This window comes from Xylanimonas protaetiae (assembly GCF_004135385.1).
Lineage (GTDB): Bacteria > Actinomycetota > Actinomycetes > Actinomycetales > Cellulomonadaceae > Xylanimonas > Xylanimonas protaetiae.
The window spans coordinates 720,282-739,749 of the sequence record NZ_CP035493.1; the positions used below are offsets into that span (position 1 = coordinate 720,282).

The 19,468-nt window shown below is 72.2% G+C and carries 20 protein-coding genes and 1 pseudogene; 5 read left to right on the forward strand and 16 right to left on the reverse strand.

Features of this window, described 5'->3' with window-relative positions; translation table 11 throughout:
- The first annotated feature begins 39 nt into the window (after window positions 1-39).
- Both ET471_RS03180 and ET471_RS03185 read left to right on the forward strand, forming a co-directional pair.
- Window positions 40-1,155, forward strand: coding sequence for an ABC transporter ATP-binding protein (locus ET471_RS03180; RefSeq protein ID WP_129186565.1), 1,116 nt, complete (start codon window positions 40-42; stop codon window positions 1,153-1,155).
- Window positions 1,156-1,295: 140 nt separating this feature from the next.
- Window positions 1,296-2,537 (forward strand): DUF4032 domain-containing protein, encoded by a 1,242-nt coding sequence (locus ET471_RS03185; RefSeq protein WP_129186566.1) that lies wholly within the window; start codon window positions 1,296-1,298, stop codon window positions 2,535-2,537.
- Here ET471_RS03185 and rlmB read toward each other — a convergent pair.
- The 4 genes and pseudogenes from rlmB to ET471_RS18750 all read right to left on the reverse strand — a co-directional run.
- Window positions 2,534-3,517, reverse strand: a complete 984-nt coding sequence (gene rlmB / locus ET471_RS03190; protein ID WP_129186567.1) for a 23S rRNA (guanosine(2251)-2'-O)-methyltransferase RlmB — start codon at window positions 3,515-3,517, stop codon at window positions 2,534-2,536. The genes ET471_RS03185 and rlmB overlap by 4 nt on opposite strands.
- Window positions 3,518-3,542: 25 nt before the next feature.
- On the reverse strand, window positions 3,543-4,991 hold the full coding sequence (cysS, locus tag ET471_RS03195; protein ID WP_129186568.1) for a cysteine--tRNA ligase: 1,449 nt from the start codon (window positions 4,989-4,991) through the stop codon (window positions 3,543-3,545).
- Between the two features lie 60 nt (window positions 4,992-5,051).
- Window positions 5,052-5,483: a low temperature requirement protein A gene (locus tag ET471_RS18745; protein ID WP_342586068.1), complete on the reverse strand. Its 432-nt coding sequence runs from the start codon at window positions 5,481-5,483 to the stop codon at window positions 5,052-5,054.
- Between the two features lie 29 nt (window positions 5,484-5,512).
- Window positions 5,513-6,352: pseudogene (locus ET471_RS18750) on the reverse strand (low temperature requirement protein A); the annotation flags it as partial.
- A 115-nt stretch (window positions 6,353-6,467) separates the two neighbouring features.
- Between ET471_RS18750 and ET471_RS18755 the strand changes: the two are divergent.
- The gene (locus tag ET471_RS18755; RefSeq protein WP_280949901.1) at window positions 6,468-7,340 is read left to right on the forward strand and encodes an FAD-binding protein; all 873 of its coding nucleotides are present in this window, start codon (window positions 6,468-6,470) and stop codon (window positions 7,338-7,340) included.
- On the forward strand, window positions 7,253-7,858 hold the full coding sequence (locus tag ET471_RS18760; RefSeq protein WP_280949930.1) for a D-arabinono-1,4-lactone oxidase: 606 nt from the start codon (window positions 7,253-7,255) through the stop codon (window positions 7,856-7,858). The genes ET471_RS18755 and ET471_RS18760 overlap by 88 nt, the downstream gene beginning before the upstream one ends.
- On the opposite strand, the gene ET471_RS03210 is transcribed toward ET471_RS18760, so the two are convergent.
- The 4 genes from ET471_RS03210 to ET471_RS03225 all read right to left on the reverse strand — a co-directional run bounded on the left by ET471_RS03210 (window position 7,825) and on the right by ET471_RS03225 (window position 10,294).
- Window positions 7,825-8,448, reverse strand: coding sequence for a TetR/AcrR family transcriptional regulator (locus ET471_RS03210; RefSeq protein WP_129186569.1), 624 nt, complete (start codon window positions 8,446-8,448; stop codon window positions 7,825-7,827). The genes ET471_RS18760 and ET471_RS03210 overlap by 34 nt on opposite strands.
- A complete protein-coding gene (gene ispF, locus ET471_RS03215) occupies window positions 8,445-8,966 on the reverse strand; it encodes a 2-C-methyl-D-erythritol 2,4-cyclodiphosphate synthase (RefSeq protein ID WP_129186570.1) in 522 nt (173 codons plus the stop codon). The genes ET471_RS03210 and ispF overlap by 4 nt, the downstream gene beginning before the upstream one ends.
- 19 nt (window positions 8,967-8,985) lie before the next feature.
- Entirely contained in the window at window positions 8,986-9,744 is a 759-nt protein-coding gene (locus ET471_RS03220; RefSeq protein WP_129186571.1) for an IspD/TarI family cytidylyltransferase, read from the reverse strand.
- A 67-nt stretch (window positions 9,745-9,811) separates the two neighbouring features.
- A complete protein-coding gene (locus ET471_RS03225; RefSeq protein ID WP_129186572.1) occupies window positions 9,812-10,294 on the reverse strand; it encodes a CarD family transcriptional regulator in 483 nt (160 codons plus the stop codon).
- Window positions 10,295-10,503: 209 nt separating this feature from the next.
- On the opposite strand from ET471_RS03225, the gene ET471_RS03230 reads away from it, so the two are divergent.
- Window positions 10,504-10,971, forward strand: a complete 468-nt coding sequence (locus tag ET471_RS03230; protein WP_129186573.1) for a hypothetical protein — start codon at window positions 10,504-10,506, stop codon at window positions 10,969-10,971.
- 163 nt (window positions 10,972-11,134) lie between these two features.
- Here the strand turns inward: ET471_RS03230 and pstB (ET471_RS03235) are convergent, their stop codons facing one another.
- The 8 genes from pstB (ET471_RS03235) to ET471_RS03270 all read right to left on the reverse strand — a co-directional run bounded on the left by pstB (ET471_RS03235) (window position 11,135) and on the right by ET471_RS03270 (window position 19,270).
- Window positions 11,135-11,914, reverse strand: a complete 780-nt coding sequence (gene pstB, locus ET471_RS03235; protein ID WP_129186574.1) for a phosphate ABC transporter ATP-binding protein PstB — start codon at window positions 11,912-11,914, stop codon at window positions 11,135-11,137.
- Window positions 11,915-11,942: 28 nt separating this feature from the next.
- Window positions 11,943-12,887: a phosphate ABC transporter permease PstA gene (gene pstA / locus ET471_RS03240; protein ID WP_129186575.1), complete on the reverse strand. Its 945-nt coding sequence runs from the start codon at window positions 12,885-12,887 to the stop codon at window positions 11,943-11,945.
- Window positions 12,887-13,891, reverse strand: coding sequence for a phosphate ABC transporter permease subunit PstC (gene pstC, locus ET471_RS03245; RefSeq protein WP_129186576.1), 1,005 nt, complete (start codon window positions 13,889-13,891; stop codon window positions 12,887-12,889). The genes pstA (ET471_RS03240) and pstC (ET471_RS03245) overlap by 1 nt, the downstream gene beginning before the upstream one ends.
- Window positions 13,892-13,993: 102 nt before the next feature.
- On the reverse strand, window positions 13,994-15,127 hold the full coding sequence (gene pstS / locus ET471_RS03250; RefSeq protein ID WP_129186577.1) for a phosphate ABC transporter substrate-binding protein PstS: 1,134 nt from the start codon (window positions 15,125-15,127) through the stop codon (window positions 13,994-13,996).
- 243 nt (window positions 15,128-15,370) lie between these two features.
- The gene (gene pstB, locus ET471_RS03255; protein ID WP_129186578.1) at window positions 15,371-16,150 is read right to left on the reverse strand and encodes a phosphate ABC transporter ATP-binding protein PstB; all 780 of its coding nucleotides are present in this window, start codon (window positions 16,148-16,150) and stop codon (window positions 15,371-15,373) included.
- Between the two features lie 44 nt (window positions 16,151-16,194).
- Window positions 16,195-17,145, reverse strand: a complete 951-nt coding sequence (pstA, locus tag ET471_RS03260) for a phosphate ABC transporter permease PstA (RefSeq protein ID WP_129186579.1) — start codon at window positions 17,143-17,145, stop codon at window positions 16,195-16,197.
- Window positions 17,145-18,137 carry a phosphate ABC transporter permease subunit PstC gene (pstC, locus tag ET471_RS03265; protein ID WP_129186580.1) on the reverse strand — a complete coding sequence of 331 codons (993 nt, stop codon included), beginning with the start codon at window positions 18,135-18,137 and terminating at the stop codon, window positions 17,145-17,147. Before pstC (ET471_RS03265) ends, pstA (ET471_RS03260) begins: the two co-directional genes overlap by 1 nt.
- Window positions 18,134-19,270: a phosphate ABC transporter substrate-binding protein PstS gene (locus ET471_RS03270; protein WP_129190678.1), complete on the reverse strand. Its 1,137-nt coding sequence runs from the start codon at window positions 19,268-19,270 to the stop codon at window positions 18,134-18,136. The genes pstC (ET471_RS03265) and ET471_RS03270 overlap by 4 nt, the downstream gene beginning before the upstream one ends.
- Between the last annotated feature and the right edge of the window lie 198 nt (window positions 19,271-19,468).

The window sequence follows — 19,468 nt, forward strand, 5'->3', positions numbered from 1 at the left end:
CGTCCGGCACGTACCTGCCGGTGAAGGGAACCACTCAACATGGCTACGGTCACTTTCGACCACGCGACCCGCGTCTACCCGGGCACCGAGCGTCCCGCCGTGGACCAGCTCAACCTCCACATCGAGGACGGCGAGTTCCTCGTCCTCGTCGGCCCCTCGGGCTGTGGCAAGTCGACCTCGCTGCGCATGCTCGCGGGTCTCGAGGACGTCAACGGCGGCCGCATCCTCATCGGTGACCGCGACGTCACCGACGTGCAGCCCAAGGACCGCGACATCGCGATGGTCTTCCAGAACTACGCCCTGTACCCCCACATGTCGGTGGCGGACAACATGGGCTTCGCGCTGAAGATCGCCGGCACCCCCAAGGCCGAGATCCGCCAGCGCGTCGAGGAGGCTGCGAAGATCCTCGACCTCACCGAGTACCTCGACCGCAAGCCGAAGGCCCTCTCGGGTGGCCAGCGCCAGCGTGTCGCCATGGGCCGCGCCATCGTGCGTCAGCCCCAGGTGTTCCTCATGGACGAGCCGCTGTCGAACCTCGACGCCAAGCTCCGTGTCCAGACCCGTACGCAGATTGCGTCGCTCCAGCGCCGCCTCGGCGTCACCACGGTCTACGTCACGCACGACCAGACCGAGGCCCTCACGATGGGTGACCGCATCGCGGTCCTCAAGGCGGGTCTGCTCCAGCAGGTCGGCACGCCGCGCGAGATGTACGACACCCCGGCCAACGTCTTCGTCGCCGGCTTCATCGGCTCGCCGGCCATGAACATCGGCACGTTCGACGTCAAGGACGGCGCCGCGCTCGTCGGCTCCGCCCAGATCCCGCTCGAGCGCGACGTCCTCGCGGCCCTCACCGAGGCCGACGGGGGCAAGGTCACGATCGGCTTCCGTCCCGAGTCGCTCGACGTCGTGCCCGCCGGCACCCCCGGCTCGCTCCAGGTCGAGACCAACCTCGTCGAGGAGCTCGGCTCCGACGCGTTCCTCTACGGCTCGCTCAAGGGCGACGCCGTGGGCGACCTGTCGGCCGGCGACTCGGACCAGGTCATCGTCCGCATCCACCCGCGCGACGTCCCGGCCAAGGGCGAGGTCATCAACGTGGCCATCAAGCCGGGCCAGGCGCACGTCTTCTCGGCCGCGACGGGCACGCGCCTCGGCTGAAGCCGACATAGGTACGGCTGAAGCCGTCGTGGGAACCAGTTCGACCGTTAAGGTCGACTGACGCACCGCAAGGTGTCCGAACCACACAGGGGCGGGCCCGGCAGCTGCCGGGTCCGCCTCTGTTCTGTCGTGAGGAAGCCGTGGAGACACTTCAGATCACTGCCGCGACGCCCGAGTCCGCCCTGCTGGACCTGCCGTGGCGGGTGCCGCTCGAGGAGTGGCCGGCCGAGGTGCTGGCCGCGCTGCCCCGCGGCATCTCCCGGCACATCGTGCGGTTCGTGCGCTCCGGCAAGCGGGTCCTGGCCGTCAAGGAGACCCGCGCCCACTACGCCTTCCGCGAGTACGAGCTGCTGCGCCGGCTCGGCAAGCTCGACGTGCCCTGCGTCGTCCCGGTCGCCGTCGTCACGGGCCGCGTCGACGACGACGGCGAGCCGCTCGAGGCCGCCATCGTCACCGAGCACCTGGCGTTCTCCCTGCCGTACCGCGCGATCTTCAGCCAGGCGCTGCGCCCGGACACGGCCACGCGCCTCATCGACGCCCTCGCCGTCCTCCTGGTGCGCCTGCACCTCATCGGCTTCTACTGGGGCGACGTCTCCCTCTCGAACACGCTGTTCCGCCGCGACGCCGACCGGTTCGCGGCCTACCTGGTGGACGCGGAGACGGGCGACCTGCACCGCGAGCTCACGCCCGGCCAGCGCACCTACGACCTCGACCTGGCCCGCACGAACATCATCGGCGAGCTCTTCGACCTCGAGGCGGGCGAGCTGCTCGACGAGGAGGTCGACGCCATCGCCATCGGCGACGCCCTCGTCTCCCGCTACAACGAGCTGTGGACGGCGCTCACGAAGGTCGAGTCGTTCTCGGCCGACGAGCGCTGGCGCGTCGACGCCCGCATCCGGCGCCTCAACGACCTGGGCTTCGACGTCGGCGAGCTCGCCATCGTCACCGACTTCGACGGCGCGACCGTCGAGATCCAGCCCAAGGTCGTCGACGCCGGGCACCACTCCCGCCGGCTCCTGCGCCTGACCGGCCTGGACGTGCAGGACAACCAGGCCCGCCGCATGCTCAACGACCTGGACGCGTGGCGCGCCCACACCGACCGCCTCAACGACTCCGAGCAGCTCGTCGCGCACGACTGGCTGGTGCACTCGTTCGAGCCGACGATCGCGGCCGTGCCGCGCGAGCTGCGCAAGAAGCTGGAGCCCGCGCAGCTGTTCCACGAGATCCTTGACCACCGCTGGTACCTGTCCCAGAACCTGGGCCGGGACGTCCCGATGCCGGAGGCCGCGGTCTCGTACGTCGACCAGGTGCTGCGCCACCGCCCCGACGAGGCGCTGCTCTCGAAGGACGACGACGAGGACCACGACCTCCTGATGGGCTAGCGGCGAGACTTCGCGATCTCGTAGAGCGCGATCGACGTCGCGACGCCCGCGTTGAGCGACTCGACGGCGGTCGAGTCGATCGGGATGGACGCGATGACGTCGCACGTGTCGCGGACCAGGCGGCCCATGCCCTTGCCCTCCGAGCCGACCACGACGACGAGCGGGTCGGTCGCGAGGCTGAGCTCGCCCACCTGCTGGTCGCCGCCGCCGTCGAGCCCGACGACGAAGCAGCCGGCCTTCTTCAGCTCGCCCAGCGCGCGGGCCAGGTTGGTGGCGCGGGCCACCGGCACGTGCGCCGCGGCGCCCGCCGAGACCTTCCACGCCGACGCCGTCACGCCCGCCGAGCGCCGCTCGGGCACGAGCACGCCGTGCGCCCCGAACGCGCCCGCCGAGCGCAGGATCGCGCCCAGGTTGCGGGGGTCGGTGACGCCGTCGAGCGCGACGATGAGCGGGGGGCGCCCGGACGCCTCGGCGGCGTCGAGCAGGTCGTCGACGTCGCGGTAGTCGTAGGGCGGCACCTGCGCGGCGACGCCCTGGTGCACCTGCCCGTCGGTGAGGCGGTCGAGCTCGGGCTTGGTGACCTCCAGGAGCGGCAGCCCGGCAGACGACGCCTGCTGGAGGATCTCGCGCGTGCGGTCGTCGTGGTCGAGGCGCGTCGCGACGTACAGCGCGGTGATGGGCACGTCGGTGCGCAGCGCCTCGAGCACGGAGTTGCGGCCGGCGATGACCTCGACGCCGTCGGTCGACCGGCGCGTGCCGCGCACGACGCCGCGCGCGGCGCCCTGCTGGCGCTGTCCGGAGGCGCGCTTCTCGGCAGCCTGCTTCTTCTTGAACGCCGGGTGGTACTCGCGGTCCTCCGCCTTGGGCGTCGGGCCCTTGCCCTGCAGCGCGCGGCGGCCGTGGCCGCCCGTGCCGACCTGGGCGCCCTTCTTGGACCCGGCCTTGCGCACGGCCCCGGGCCGCCTCTGAGTTCCAGCCATGAGGAGTCGTCTCTCTGTGAGTTCGTCAGTTCGTCAGCGTCCAGCGGGCGCCGTCGGGCCCGTCCTGGACCAGGATGCCCGCCGCGGCCAGGCGGTCGCGGATCGCGTCGCTCGCGGCCCAGTCCTTCGCGGCGCGCGCGGCGGCACGCGCCGCCAGCTCGCCCTGCACGAGCGCGTCGAGGGCGTCGCGCGCCGACGACGCCGCGGCGTCGGTCGTGGCCCACTGCGGGTCGGCCGGGTCGAGGCCCAGCACGTCGAGCATGCCGCGCAGCGCGACCAGCTCGGCGCGCACCGCGGCGTCCGACTCGGGCGACGCCGCCGCCGCGAGCGCCGTGTTCCCGGCGCGCAGGTGCTCGTGCACGACGGCGAGCGCCGCGGGCACGTTGAGGTCGTCGTCCATCGCGGCGACGAAGCCGTCGGGGAGGTCGGTCTTGCGGACCTCGTCGGCGTCGACCGCGCCGACGCGCTCGGTGGCGCGCTCGACGAACCCGGTGAGCCGCTCCCACGTCGTGGCCGCCTCGGCGAGCGTCTCGGGCGCCCACTCGAGCATGGAGCGGTACTGGACGGCGACGATGGCGTAGCGGACGACGGGTGCGGCGGCGGCCTTGAAGAGCTCGGAGACGAGCAGCCCGTTGCCGAGCGACTTGCTCATCTTGACGCCGGACTGTGTGATCCAGGCGCTGTGCATCCACCGTTGGGCGAATCCGAACCCGGCGGCGCGGGACTGGGCCTGCTCGTTCTCGTGGTGCGGGAAGCGCAGGTCGAGGCCGCCGCCGTGGATGTCGAACTCGTCGCCGAGGTAGCGCTGGGCCATGGCGGAGCACTCGAGGTGCCAGCCGGGACGGCCGCGGCCCCACGGGGTGGGCCAGGAGGCGGTGGCTGGCTCTCCGGGCTTGGGGGCCTTCCACAGGGCGAAGTCGTGCACGTCGCGCTTGGCGTGGCCGGGTGCGGCGACGTCGTCGTCGGACTGCGGCTCGGGGGCGAGGTCGTCGAGGCGCTGCCGGGTGAGCTCGCCGTAGGCGGGCCAGGAGCGCACGTCGAACCAGACGTTGCCCTCGCCGGTGGTGTAGGCGTGCCCGCGCTCGACGAGGCGGTCCATGAGCTCGACCATCTGGGTGACGTGCTGGGTGGCGCGCGGCTCGTAGGTGGGCGGCAGGACGCCGAGGGCGTCGTACGCGGCGGTGAACTCGCGCTCGTAGCGGGCGGCGTGCGCCCACCACGGGACGCCCGCGGCGTCGGCCTTGGCGAGGATCTTGTCGTCGATGTCGGTGACGTTGCGCACCAGGGTGACCTGGTAGCCGCTGCGGGTGAGCCAGCGGCGCAGCACGTCGAACGCGACGGACGGGCGCAGGTGCCCCACGTGCGGGGCCGACTGCACGGTCGCGCCGCACACGTAGATGCCGACCTGGCCGGGGGTCCGGGGCACGAAGTCGGACACCGTGCGCGTGGCGGTGTCATACAGGCGAAGGCTCACCGCCCCAGGGTACCGGCCACGGCCCCGCCCACCGGGGTGGGCGCCCCCAGCCCACCGCCCTCAGCGCGCGAGGAGCGCGGCCACGTGCCGGTGCCCGGCGACCTCGTACCCCACCACGGTGACGGCCGGGGCGAGCATCACGAGCAGCAGCGCCCAGGCCAGCGACGCGCCGGCGACGGCGATCGCGAGGCACAGCAGCGCGACGGCGGACAGCACGAGCCACACGTGCAGCGGGTCGAGGCTGCGGGCGAGCCGGCTGAAGATCGCGTAGTCGGCCAGCACGAACACGAGCACGGGCACGGCCAGCGCGAGCAGCGTGCCGCGCGACCCCAGGTGCGAGGTCCCGGCGATGCGCGCGGCGACGACGTGCAGCCCGGCGCCCACGCCCGCGAGCCCGCCGAAGATCGCCAGGTGCCCGTACCCCCACCCGAACGACCGCTCGGGGTGCCGGTGCAGCAGCGTGCCCGCGGGGTGATGTAGTACGTCCACCACAGCCCGAACGTCAGCCCGATGCCGGCCACGGCGACGACGACGGCCTCACCCGTCCACCCGCCGGTGCCCACCGCCGCGGACAGCGACGCGACCGTCCCGATCACGCCCTCGCCGAGCGTGATGATCGCGAGCAGGCCGTAGCGCTCGGCGATGTGGTGCGGGTGCCAGGGCGTCGCGGGCCGGTCCTCGCGCACCCACCGCCGGTCGGCGAGCCAGGGCCCGAGCATCTCGACGAGCGCGAGCAGCGTGCCCCCGGCCAGGAACGTCACCTGGCCGACGGGGGCGGCCGCGAGCACCACCCACCCGACCTGGGCGACGGCGAGGAACCGCGCGTAGGTGAGGCAGGCTGCCCGGTACTGCGGGGCAGACCGCGCCGCGCGCAGCCACTGCACGAGCATGGCGAGCCGCATGACGACGTACCCGGCCACCATGACCTCGTTGTGCACGCGCCCGCCCTCGGCGAGCGACTCGAACATCGTCGGCAGCCCGAGGGCCAGCACGACGACGCCGATCATCTGCACCATCGTGGTGACGCGGAACCCCCAGTCGTCGGTGTCGAACGCCGAGGCGAACCACGTGAAGTTGATCCACGCCCAGCAGACGGCGAACATCGCGAACACGAAGCCGACGACGGCGACGCCCGCGTGGCCCTCGGTGACGAGGTGGGCGGCCTCGTCCCCCGCGACGCCGAACGACACCGCGAAGGCGAGGTCGAAGAGCAGCTCCAGCGGGGTGGCGGCACGGCCGCTCTCGTGCGGGTCGCGGCCCGTCATGCGGACCAGCCGGGGGCCGGCGGGCCGCGCCGTCGGTGCGGCGGCGCCGTCGTCCGCCGACGACGGCGTCGCGGCATCCCCGCCCACGCTCTCCATGCCGCGCACGCTACACGCGACCGCCTCGCACGACCTCGGCTACCACGGACCCACGCCGCGGGCATCGTCCTGGAGGGGGTTCCGGGCGGCGGAGCCGTGTGGCAGACTCCCGGCCGTGCCAGTCGGAGACGCCGTCACGCCGGCCTGGGAGAACTGGGCCCGGACGGCCGGTGCCCACCCGGCGGGCCTCGCGCGGCCGCGCGACGAGGCGGAGGTGGCCGGCCTGGTGGCCCGTGCGGCAGGCCAGGACCGGCACGTCCGGGCGCGCGGCGCCGGGCACTCGTTCTCCCCCGTGGCGGTCACCGACGGCCTCCAGCTCGATCTCGACGAGCTCTCCGGGATCGAGGCCGTCGAGCGGCGCCACGACGGGACGGCACGGGTCACCGTGCGCGCGGGCACGCGCCTCTTCCACCTGCACCACCTGCTCGCGGCCTACGGCCTGGCGATGACGAACCTGGGCGACGTCGACCGCGAGACCCTCGCGGGTGCCGTCTCCACCGGGACCCACGGCACGGGGCTCGCGCACCGCGGCCTGGCCGCACAGGTGTGCGGCGCCCGCCTGGTCACGGCGGACGGCACCGTGCGCGACGTCGGCGTGGACGACGCCGTGGGGACGCCCGCGCGGGAGCTGTTCGAGCTCGCGCGGCTCGGGCTCGGCACGGCCGGCGTGCTCACGGCCGTCACGCTCGAGGTGGTGCCCGCGTTCTGGCTGCGCAGCCGCGAGGCCCCGGAGGCGCTGGGCGCGTTCCTCGACGACCCGGACGCGTTCGCCCGGTCCGCCGACCACGCCGCGCTGCTCTGGTTCCCGGGCACGCCCCGCGTGCTGACGGTCCGCAACGACCGCCTCGCCCCGAGGAGGCCGCGCGCTGGGGCACCGACCGCTCCAGCCTCCGGGGCCGGCTGCGCCAGCTCCGTCAGGAGGCGCGCGGGCTGCTCGACGACGAGGTGCTGTCCAACGGCCTGTTCGAGGTGGCGGCGCGCGTCGTGACGGCCGCGCCGGGGCTGAGCGCGGGCCTCAACCGCGTCTCCTCGCACGCGATCCTCCCCCGCGAGCTCGTGGCGCCGTCGTACGAGGTGTTCTGCCACCGGCGCCGCGTGCGGTTCCGCGAGATGGAGTACGCGGTGCCGCGCGCCGCCGTCGGCGACGTCGTGCGCGAGCTCGCCGCCTGGCACAAGGGCACGGGCGAGCCCGTGCCCTTCCCCGTCCAGGTGCGGTTCGCCCCCGCCGACGACGTGTGGCTGTCCCCGGCCCGCGACCGCGACACGGCCTACGTCGCCGTGCACCAGTACCTGCGCATGGCGTACCGGCGCTGGTTCGACGCCGCGGAGCGGATCCTCGTCGCAGCCGACGGGCGCCCGCACTGGGGGACGATGCACCGGCGCACGGCCACGGACCTCGCGGGGCACTACCCCCTCGAGGACGTCGCCCGCGTGCGCCGGGCCGTCGACCCGGGCGGCGTCTTCGCGAACGCCTACTCGGACGCCGTGCTGGGCGCCCTGACGTAGCTCGCGAGCAGGCCGGCCAGGGCGAGGAACCCCTCCGTCGCCCGGTCGTCGTCCTCGTCGACGAGCCACGCGAGCTCGACGCCGTCGATGAGCGCCGTGGTGACGCGGGCGACGACGTCGAGGTCCACCGTGTAGCTCACGCCGGCGGCGTCCGCGACGGCGGCCAGGAGCCCGCGGGCCATCGCGGTGGACTGCTCCAGGTGCGTCAGCGCCGTCGGGCGCAAGGCCGTGTTGCGGGCGCCCGTGGTGGCGATCTCCAGCAGCAGGAGCCGCACCTGCCGGTACCGCTTGAGCCCGGCAAGCAGCGCGGGGGCGCACTCCCGCAGCAGGGCCGGGAACTCCAGGCGGGCCTCGGCGCCGGCGGCGATCGCGGCCCGCAGCTGGTCGGACGCCTCGACGCTGATGGACTGCCCCATCACGTCGAGCAGCTCGTCCTTGTCGTGGAAGCAGTAGTGGACGGTGCCCAGCGACACGCCGGCCTCGTGGGCGACCGCGCGGATCGTCACCGCCTCGACGCCCGCCTGGGCGGCCACGCGCAGCGCGGCCTCGACCAGCTGGGCGCGACGCTCGGCGAGCGGCATGCGGTTCATGCCGGGCCCGTCCCCTCCGGCGCCTTGTCCGACGTCGTGGGCACGACGAGCGCCGTCGCGACCGCCGCGACGCCCTCGCCACGCCCCGTCAGCCCGAGGCCGTCCGTGGTGGTGGCGCTCAGCGACACGGGTGCGCCCGCCGCGGCGGACAGCGCCGCGACCGCCTCCGCCCGGCGCGGCCCGATCTTGGGCCGGTTGCCGATCACCTGGACCGCGACGTTGCCGATCTCGAACCCCGCGGCCCGCACGCGGCGCGCCGCCTCGGCCAGCAGCCGCGTGCCCGACGCCCCGGCCCACTCAGGCTCGGACGTGCCGAAGTGCTGGCCCAGGTCGCCGATCCCGGCGGCCGAGAAGAGGGCGTCGGCGGCCGCGTGCGCGGCGACGTCGGCGTCCGAGTGGCCGGCCAGCCCGCGCTCGCCCGGCCAGCGCAGCCCGGCGACCCACAGCTCGCGGGCGTCGTCGTCGGACGCGAAGGCGTGCACGTCGACGCCGACGCCGGTGCGCGGCAGCGGCGTCACCGCGCGTCTCCGCGGCGCGTCACGCGTCGGTCCTCGCGTAGAGCGCGGCGAGGTACAGGTCGCGCTCGGTGGTGATCTTGAGGGCGGACTCCTCCCCCGGCACGACGACGACCTGCTCGCCCAGCGCCTCGACGAGCCCCGCGTCGTCGGTGGCATGGGCGTCGGCGGCGCGCCCCGCGGCGGCGGCGTGCGCGCGCTCGAGGAGGGCGCGGTCGAAGCCCTGCGGGGTCTGGACCGCCCGGAGCAGGGCCCGGTCCGGGGTGGAGGTCACGGGCTCGACGGTGATGGGGGCCCCCGAGGGCGTGGCGGCGGGCCTCGGGGGCGTGCGGAAGTCGTGCGACGCTGCGGACACGGCCTTGACCGTATCAACGACCGGCAGTCCCGGCACGACGGCGCCGTGCCCGTCCCGCACAGCCGCCACGACGCGTCGCACCAGGTCAGCCGACGCGAACGGGCGGGCGGCGTCGTGCACGAGGACGACGTCGGCAGCATCGGCGGCGGCGAGGCCCGCGGCGACGGACTCCTGGCGCGTGGACCCGCCGGCGACGACGCGCACCGGCACGGTGACCTGCGGGTCGCCGGAGACGACGTCGGCCATCTGGGTGACCAGGCGGTGCGGCGCGGTGACGACGACGGCGTCGACGACGGCGGAGGCGGCGAGCCGGCGCGCGGCGTGGACGACCATCGGCACGCCCGCCACCTCGACGAACGCCTTGGGCAGGTCGCGACCGAGCCGCGTGCCGGAGCCGGCCGCGGTGAGGATCGCCACTGTCGTCATGTCACCACCCTGCACGAACGACGAAGCCCCCGCCGAGGAGCGGGGGCTTCGTCTCGCGTTGCTCTGCTCAGGACGCGAGGACCTCGTCGAGGATGGCCTCGGCCTTCTCCTCCTCGGTGTGCTCCGCCAGCGCGAGCTCGGAGACCAGGATCTGCCGGGCCTTGGCCAGCATGCGCTTCTCGCCGGCGGAGAGGCCACGGTCGGCGTCACGACGCGAGAGGTCACGCACGACCTCGGCGACCTTGATGACGTCGCCCGACGCGAGCTTCTCCAGGTTGGCCTTGTAGCGCCGCGACCAGTTGGTCGGCTCCTCCGTGTACGGAGCGCGCAGCACCTCGAAGACGCGGTCCAGCCCCTGCTGGTCCACCACGTCGCGCACACCCACCAGGTCCACGTTCTCCGCCGGGACCTCGATGGTCAGGTCGCCCTGGGCGACCTTGAGCTTGAGGTACATCTTCTCTTCGCCACGGATCTTGCGGACCTTGATCTCTTCGATCAGAGCGGCACCGTGGTGCGGGTAGACAACAGTCTCGCCTACTTCGAAAGTCATCTGTAGATGTCCCCTTTCCCAACGAGCGAGTCTACCATGCGAGGTTCGGCCGAACCCAGGCCCCTGGCCGATCCCGGTCCGCGAGACGCCCTCGTCGGCGCAGGTCAGGCGGCGGCCCGACGACCTCGTCACGATGTCTCGACGTCAAGACTCTCGATCTAGAATGCGGGACGGGGCGCCGGCCCCGCCCAAGGACCGAGGAGAGCACGTTGCACCGCACGCCCCGCCACGCCCGCACCATCGCCCTGCTCGCCGCCGCCGGCGTGCTCGCCCTGACAGCCTGTTCCCCGACGACGACGATCAACCCCTACGCCCCGTCGGACGGCGTGCGCGTCGACCTCTCGAACGACCTGCGCGGGGTGAACCTGCTGGTCGTGGCCGCGGAGCAGGGCGGTGAGGGCGTCGTCCACGGCGCCTTCGCGAACCACACGGACGAGACGGTGACGTTCACGCTCACGGTCGACGGCGCCGCGCCGGTCGAGGTCGACGTCGACCCGTCGTCGACCGTCACGGTCGGCACCGAGGACGGCGAGCAGGTGGTCCTCGACGCCGTCGCCGAGGCGCCGGGCTCGTTCGTGGACGCGACGCTCGAGGCGGGCGGCGAGAGCAGGCAGTTCCAGCTCCCGGTCCTGGACGGCACGCTCGACGAGTACAAGGACTCCGTCCCCGCGAACTGACCTTTCGCCGTAGTACTTGGTTGCGTTCTGGGCGCCAGAACGCAACCAAGTACTACGGCGAAAGGTGGGGCGTCGACAGGTGTGGCCCGGTCCCCGCTGGGGGCCGGGCCACACTCGTTCCGCGGCGGATGGGGCCGCGGAGCCTAGGTCGGGCGCGCCTCCGTCACCCGAAGCGGCCCGAGACGTAGTCCTCGGTCGCCTTCTCGCGCGGGGACGAGAAGATCGTCGAGGTGTCGTCCATCTCGATGAGCTTGCCCGGCTTGCCCGTGCCAGCGATGTTGAAGAACGCCGTCTTGTCGGAGACGCGGGCGGCCTGCTGCATGTTGTGCGTGACGATGACGATCGTGTACTCGGACTTCAGCTCCTGGATCAGGTCCTCGATCGCGAGCGTCGAGATCGGGTCCAGGGCCGAGCACGGCTCGTCCATCAGCAGCACCTGCGGCTTGACCGCGATGGCGCGCGCGATGCACAGACGCTGCTGCTGACCACCCGACAGGCCCGAACCCGGCTTCTCCAGGCGGTCCTTGACCTCGTTCCACAGGTTCGCGCCGCGCAGGGAGGACTCGACGAGCTCGTCGGCGTCCGACTTGCTGATCCTCTTGTTGTTCAGCTTCACGCCCGCCAGCACGTTGTCGCGGATCGACATCGTCGGGAACGGGTTCGGCCGCTGGAACACCATGCCGATGTTGCGGCGCACGGCCACGGGGTCGATCCCCGGTCCGTACAGGTCGACGCCCTCGAGCTCGACCGTGCCCTCGACGTGTGCGCCGGGGATGACCTCGTGCATGCGGTTCAGCGTCCGCAGGAAGGTCGACTTGCCGCAGCCGGACGGGCCGATGAAGGCCGTCACCGACCGGGGTTCGATGGCCATGGAGACACCCTCGACGGCGAGGAAGTCGCCGTAGTAGATGTTCAGGTCCTTGACGTCGATGCGCTGGGACATCTCGGTTCTCTCTTTCGGTACGACGTTCTCAGCGCAGCTTCGGCGCGAACAGGCGGGTCACGAGGCGACCCAGGAGGTTGAGGATGACCACGACGATGACCAGCGTCAGAGCGGCGGTCCAGGCGCGGTCGAAGTTGATGGACGTGATGCAGTCCTGCACCGTCGCCGGGCACGGGACCGGGCCCATCTTGTACTGGTCGTAGATGAACACCGGGAGCGTCTCCATGCTCCCGCTGAACAGGTTGGTGTTGATCGACGCCGTCGAGCCCACCGCGATCATGAGCGGCGCCGTCTCGCCGATGACGCGCGCGACGGCGAGCAGCACGCCCGTCGTCAGGCCGGCCACCGACGTGCGCAGCACGACCTTGACGATGGTGAGCCACTTCGGCACGCCGAGGGCGTACGAGGCCTCGCGCAGCTCGTTGGGGACGAGCCGCAGCATCTCCTCGCAGGACCGCACGACCACCGGGGTCATGAGCAGCGACAGGGCCACGGAACCCATGACGCCCATGCGGATGCCCGCGCCGAAGAAGATGGCGAAGACCGCGAAGGAGAACAGACCCGCGACGATCGACGGGATGCCCGTCATGACGTCGACGAAGAACGTCACCGCCCGGGCCAGCGGGCCCCGGCCGTACTCGACGAGGTAGATCGCCGCGAGCAGGCCGATCGGGACGGAGATGACCGCCGTGCCGAGCGTGATCAGGAGCGTGCCGATGATCGCGTGGTAGGCGCCGCCGGCGTCCATGCCGCCGTAGACGTTGCGCATCGAGAACAGCAGGAAGTCGCCGTTCAGGCGCCCGATGCCGTTGCTGACGGCGGTCCACAGCAGGGACACGAGCGGCGTCGCGGCCAGCACGAACGCCGCCCACACCAGGCCCGTCATCCAGCGGTCGGTGCGCCGGCGGTGCTGGTCGGCGGTGGAGAGCAGCGCCCTCGTGGCGGCCGTGGCCTCAGACGTCGTCGCGCTCATCAGTTGGCCCCCGAGAATTCCTTGCGGCGCGCCACGATCCAGCGCGCGACCATGTTGACCGCCATCGTGATGACGAAGAGCGCCAGACCGGTGGCGATGAGGGTGTTCACCGCGAGGCCGCTCGACTCGGGGAACTTCGCGGCGATGTTCGCGGCGATGGTCTGGTGCTTGCCGGCGCCGAAGATGTTGAGCGAGAAGCCGAGCCCGGGCGACAGGATCATGAGCACGGCCATCGTCTCGCCGAGCGCGCGGCCGAGGCCGAGCATCGCGGCGGAGATGACGCCGGAGCGGCCGAAGGGCAGCACCGCGGTGCGGACGACCTCCCAGCGCGTCGCGCCGAGCGCGAGCGCCGCCTCCTCGTGCAGGCGCGGCGTCTGCTTGAACACCTCGCGGGACACGGCGGTGATGATCGGCAGGATCATGATCGCCAGCACGAGCGACGTCGTCGCGAGCGAGCGGCCCGTGGGCGTCGACTCGACGGTCACGCCGGGGAGCAGGCTGAGCAGCCCCGCGATCTTCTCCCACAGCGGGGCGATGACGGGCGAGAGCGTGCGGGCGCCCCACAGGCCGAAGACGACCGAGGGGATCGCGGCCAGCAGGTCGATCACGAACCCGACCGCGCCGGCGATGCGGCGCGGCGCGTAGTGCGAGACGAACAGGGCGATGCCGACGGCGACGGGCGTGGCGAGGACCAGCGCGAGCGCGGCCACGAGCAGCGTGCCGAAGATGAGCGGGCCCACGTAGGCCGCGAGGCTGGTCACCCCGTTCGGGAGGACCCCCTCGTCGACGAGGCGCGAGCTGGGGGCCGTCAGCGCGGCCCAGCCGCGCAGCAGCAGGAAGATGGCGACCGCGGCGAGCGCGGCGAGCAGGACGACGCCGGCCGTCGTCGAGATCCAGCGGAAGACGCGCGAGAAGCCGCGCTCGGTGTCCTGGTGGCCGCGGCGGGTGCGACGGCGCGGGGCCTCACGCGCCGGCGTGGCGGTCAGGGTGTCGGTGGTGCTCACAAGAGGTGGCTCCTCAGGGTGTGGCAAGACGGCCGTGCCGGTGGCCGCGCCCCGCGTCGTCCGCGGGGCGCGGCCACCGGCCGCGTGCGTCGTGGTGGAGCGTCAGCCGACCTGGATCGCGGCGGCGGCCGCGATGGCCTTCGTGGCGATGTCGCCGGACAGCGGGGCGGAGCCGGCGGCCTGCGCGGCGACCTGCTGACCCTCCTCCGACACGATGTAGCCGATCCAGGCCTTCACGAAGTTGCCCGTGGCCTCGTCGCTGTAGGTGTTGCAGACGATGCCGTAGGAGACGAGGAGGAGCGGGTAGTCGCCCTCGGCCGACGCGGTGCGGTCGATCGAGACGGCGAGGTCGTTCTCGGCGCGGCCGTCGCCGCCCACCGGCGAGGTCGCGACGACGTTCGCGGCGCCCTCGGCGTTCGGCTTGACCCACTGGTCGCCGACGTTGATCGCGGCGACGCCCAGGTCGGCGCCCACGCCCGACTCGTCGGCGTAGGTGATGGCACCGGGGGTGTCGGTGACGACGCCGATGACGCCGGAGGTCTTCTCGGCGGCGTCGCCGCCCTGCAGCGGCCACTCGTCGTTCTTCGGGTTCGTCCACACGTCACCGGCCGTCTTGTTCAGCCAGTCGGTGAAGTTGTTCGTGGTGCCCGACTTGTCCGAGCGGTGCACGGGGGTGATCGCCAGGTCCGGCAGCGTCGCGCCCTCGTTGTCGGCGGCCAGCGCCGGGTCGTTCCAGTTGGTGATCGCGCCCGTGAAGATCTTCGCGGCGTTCTGCGAGGAGATGTTCAGCTCCTTGACGCCGGGCACGTTGAACGCGAGGGCGATCGGGGAGATGTAGACGGGGATGTCGATCGCACCGTCGGGGCCGCAGGCGGCCGGGGCCTTGGCCGACTCGAGCTCCTCGGGCTTCATGGGCGAGTCGGAGCCCGCCCAGGCGACGCCGCCCGCGATGAACTGCTCGCGGCCCGCGCCGGAGCCGGAGCCGTCGTAGTTGATCGTGACGCCGGGGTGCTCGCCCTGGAAGGCGGCGGTCCAGGCGTTGATGGCGTTCTGCTGGGCGCTCGAGCCGGCACCCTTGAAGGTGCCCGAGATCTCGACGGCGGGGGTCGACGTCGCGTCGGTCGCAGCGTCCGTAGCAGCGTCGCCGGTCGGGTTGTCCGAGCCGCAGGCGGCGAGGGTCAGCGCGAGCGCGCCGATGACCACGGCGGATCCGGCGCGGGAGATGCTCAGCTTCACGTGTCTTCCATCCTGTTCACGCTTCGCGCCGACTGCGTGCCGGCGTCTCGCTGAAACGTAGGCACGCCACGTTGCGCGTCTCCCGACATTGGGTGAACGCGAAATGAACAACAGGTCTCGACGACGGTGTCGGTGGTCACTCCCGGGGTCGAAATGCGCCAGATGGTGACGCAGACACGCAACGTATGTCACAGACGCCTGGCGGGCGAGCGGATGGGGCGTGGGCCCGCCAGGCGGGACGGGTCACCCGAAGCGGCCCGAGACGTAGTCCTCGGTCGCCTTCTCGCGCGGGGCGGAGAAGATGGTGGCGGTGTCGTCCATCTCGATGAGCTTGCCGGGCTTGCCGGTGCCAGCGATGTTGAAGAACGCCGTCTTGTCGGAGACGCGGGCGGCCTGCTGCATGTTGTGCGTGACGATGACGATCGTGTACTCGGACTTCAGCTCCTGGATGAGGTCCTCGATCGCGAGGGTCGAGATCGGGTCCAGGGCCGAGCACGGCTCGTCCATGAGCAGGACGGACGGCTTGACCGCGATGGCGCGGGCGATGCACAGACGCTGCTGCTGACCACCCGACAGGCCCGAGCCGGGCTTGTCGAGGCGGTCCTTGACCTCGTTCCACAGGTTCGCGCCGCGTAGGGAGGACTCGACGAGCTCGTCGGCGTCCGACCTGCTGATCTTCTTGTTGTTGAGCTTCACGCCCGCCAGCACGTTGTCGCGGATCGACATCGTCGGGAACGGGTTCGGCCGCTGGAACACCATGCCGATGTTGCGGCGCACCGCCACCGGGTCCACGCCAGCGCCGTACAGGTCCACACCCTCCAGGAGGATCTCGCCCTCGACGCGTGCGCCCGGGATGACCTCGTGCATGCGGTTGATGCTGCGCAGGAACGTCGACTTGCCGCAGCCCGACGGGCCGATGAACGCGGTCACCGACCGGGGCTCGATCGCCATCGACACGCCCTCGACGGCGAGGAAGTCGCCGTAGTAGATGTTCAGGTCCTTCACATCGATGCGCTGTGCCATCGCTGCTCTTCTCTCTGGTTCGTAGGTCGGGTGGCGACGCGCGGTCAGCGCAGCTTCGGGGCGAAGAACCGGGTCACGAGGCGACCCAGCAGGTTCAGCGCCATGACGATGACGATGAGCGTCAGGGCCGCGGCCCAGGCGCGCAGGAAGTTGATGTCCGGCACGCACGCGAGGTCCGAGGGGTTGCAGGGCACCAGGCCGACGCGGTACTGCGTGTAGATGAACACCGGCAAGGTCATCATGCGACCCTCGAACGGGTTGAAGTTGATCGAGTCGGCGAACCCGGCCGTGATGAGGATGGGCGCCGTCTCGCCGATGACGCGCGCGATGGCGAGCAGCACGCCCGTCGTGATGCCCGCGATCGACGTCCGGAGCACGACCTTGACGATCACGAGCCAGCGCGGCACGCCGAGGGCGAGCGCAGCCTCGCGCAGCTCGTTGGGCACGAGCCGCAGCATCTCCTCGCACGAGCGCACGACGACGGGGATCATCAGCACCGAGACTGCCACGCCCGCGGCGATGCCCAGGCGGACGCCCGGCCCGAAGAAGAGCGAGAACAGCGTGAAGCTGAACAGGCCGGCGACGATCGACGGGATGCCCGTCATGACGTCGACGAAGAAGGTCAGCACGCGCGCGAGCGGGCCCTTGCCGTACTCCACGAGGTAGATCGCGGTGAACAGGCCGATCGGCACGGAGATGACCGTGGCGATGAGCGTGATGATCACCGTGCCGACGATGGCGTGGTAGACGCCGCCGGCGTCGATACCGCCGAAGACGCCGCGCATCGAGACCGTCAGGAAGTACGGCGAGAGCCGCACGACCCCGCGGACCACCACGGTGTACAGGAGCCACAGCAGCGGGACCATCGCGGCGACGAAGGCCGCGTGGACGAGGATCTTCATGGCGCGGTTGACGCGCCTGCGGGACGCGTCGCCCGAGCTGAGCAGCGCGCGGACCTCGTCCGACGGGCTGGTGGGAGCGGTCAGGGTGCTCATCAGTTGGCTCCCGAGAAGTCCTTGCGGCGCGAGACGATCCAGCGCGCCGCCATGTTGACCAGCATCGTGATGACGAACAGCGCGAGGCCGGTCGCGATGAGCACGTTGACCCGCAGGCCGGCGGCCTCGGGGAACTGGCTCGCGATGAACGCGGCGATCGTCTGCTGCTGACCGGCGTCGAAGATCTGGAACGAGACGAGGATGCCGGGCGACAGGATCATGAGCACGGCCATCGTCTCGCCGAGCGCGCGGCCGAGGCCGAGCATCGCGGCGGAGATGACGCCGGAGCGGCCGAAGGGCAGCACCGCGGTGCGGATGACCTCCCACTCGGTGGCACCGAGCGCCAGCGCGGCCTCCTCGTGCAGGCGCGGGGTCTGCTTGAAGACCTCGCGGCTCACGGCGGTGATGATCGGCAGGATCATCACCGCGAGGACGACGGCGGCCGTGGCCACCGAGCGGCCCGTCGCCGTCGCGCGCACCTCGACGCCCGGCAGCAGGCTCAGCGTCTCGGCGATCCACGTCCAGAAGGTGCGGATGAAGGGGGCGAGCACGGCGCCGCCCCACAGGCCGTAGACCACCGAGGGGATCGCGGCGAGCAGGTCGACGACGTAGCCGACGGCGGCGGACACGCGGCGCGGCGCGTAGTGCGAGATGAACAGCGCGATGCCGACGGCGACGGGCGTGGCGAGCGCGAGCGCGAGCAGCGCGGCGAGCAGCGTGCCGAAGACGAGCGGCAGGATGAGCTGCCACAGCGACGTCATGCCCTGCGGCAGGACGTTCTGCGCGACGAGGTCCTCGGAGCTCGCGGTCAGCGCGGGCATCGCCTGCTGCACGAGGAAGATCGCGACGGCCGCGAGGACGATGAGCAGGGTGATGCCCGAGCCGGTGGAGATCCAGCGGAACCCGCGGCTGAAGCCGCGCTCCGCTCCCCGGCCGCGACGGCGGCGCGTGTCGCCCTCGAGGAGCGTCGAGGGACTGGCGGTGGAAGTCACTGCGTTCCTTCGGAGGAGGTGATGGCGGCCAGCGAGGTCTTGATGTCCCCGGCGAGGCTTGCGGAGATCGGCGCGGAGCCCGCGACGGTGGCGGCGATCTGCTGACCGGCCTCCGAGGCGATGAACGACATGAACTCGCGCACGAAGTGGGCGTCGGCCTCACGCTCGTAGTTGAGGCAGACGACGCCGAACGAGACGAGCACCAGCGGGTAGGCGCCGGGCACGTCGGTGCCGCGGTCGATGGCGATCGCGAGGTCGTGCTCGTGGCGGCCCTCGTGCAGCGGCGACGCGTCGACGGCGATGGCGGCACCCTCGGCGGAGACGCCCACCCACTCGCCGCCGACAAGGATCGCGGCGGTGCCGAGCGCGCCGACGCGCGAGGCGTCGGCGTAGGTGATCGCGCCGACGGTCTGCTGCACGGCGTTGACGACGCCCGAGGTGCCCTGGGCCGAGTCGCCGCCCGTCATCGGCCAGACGCCGGAGACGTCCCAGGTCCACACGTCGGGGGCGACGGTGGCGAGGTAGTCGACGAAGTTGGCCGTGGTGCCCGAGTCGTCCGAACGGTGCACGGGCGTGATCGCCAGGTCCGGCAGGGTGATGTCGGGGTTGTCGGCGACGATGTCCGGGTCGTCCCAGCGGGTGAGGTCCCCGGTGAAGATGCGGGCCATGTTGGCGGGCGACAGGTTGACCGTGTCGATGCCCGGCAGGTTGAAGGTCACCGCGATGGGCGACACGTAGATCGGCAGGTCGATGGCGCCCTCGGGGCCGCAGACGGCACGCGAGTCGTCGATCTCGGAGTCGGTGAGCACCTGGTCGGAGCCCGCGAAGACGGCGCCGCCCGCGATGAACTGGCGGCGGCCGCCGCCCGAGCCGATCGGGTCGTAGTTGACGTTCGCGCTCACGTGGGCGCCCTGGAACTGGGCGCGCCAGGCGTCCATGGCCGCCTCGATCGAGGACGCGCCCGCGCCGGCGAAGGTGCCGACGACCGGCGGGCCCTCGACGGTGATGCCGCCGCCGGGAAGCTCGATGCCGGCGACGCCGAGCGGGTCGTCGGAGCCGCACGCGGCGAGCGTCAGCGCGAGCGACGCGGCGAGCGCGATGCTGCCGGCCCGGGCCGCGCGGCTGGTCTTCAGTCGGTTCGTCACGACAGAAACGCTAAGAAGCGAGGAAAACCGCCGCCAGACGGAAGGTGAACAGCAGGTGAACGACCTGGCGTGCTGCGCGGGCGTCCTGGCGTGCTGCGCGGGCGTCCTGGCACCGTGACCTGCGCGGACATGCCGGCGCAGGGCGTCAGGGGCGACCGCGCCACATTGTGGGCGGCGGTCGCCGCG